This window comes from Streptomyces sp. SID12488 (genome assembly GCF_010548275.1).
Classification (GTDB): domain Bacteria; phylum Actinomycetota; class Actinomycetes; order Streptomycetales; family Streptomycetaceae; genus Streptomyces.
Genome location: NZ_JAAGLT010000176.1, coordinates 1 through 381, shown reverse-complemented (window position 1 = coordinate 381; position 381 = coordinate 1). Strand labels below are relative to the sequence as shown.

Here is a 381-nt window from a genome sequence, read left to right as displayed (position 1 = left end):
CCGTGCATGGGTTCGGTGGTGCACACCCTGGACCTGCGGCTGCCCACCGAGCAGCTGACGTTCATCGTCAACCACGCCGCCGACCGCGTCATCCTCGTCAACGGCTCGCTGCTGCCGCTCCTGGCGCCGCTGCTGCCCGCCCTGGAGTCCGTCGAGCACATCGTGGTCGTCGGCCCCGGGGACCGCTCGCTCCTGGACGGCTGTCGCCCCGCCGTGCACGACTACGAGGAACTGCTGGCCGGCCGCCCGACCACGTACGACTGGCCGGAGCTGGACGAGCGGGACGCCGCCGCCATGTGTTACACCTCGGGCACCACCGGCGACCCCAAGGGCGTCCTCTTCTCCCACCGCTCGATCTACCTGCACTCGATGCAGGTCAAC

1 protein-coding gene is annotated in these 381 nt (G+C 70.3%); it reads left to right on the top strand.

Annotation, left to right across the window (positions count from 1 at the left end; translation table 11 throughout):
• The coding region (locus G3I56_RS43065; protein ID WP_164418993.1) for an AMP-binding protein at positions 1-381 on the top strand (381 nt) is incomplete at both ends.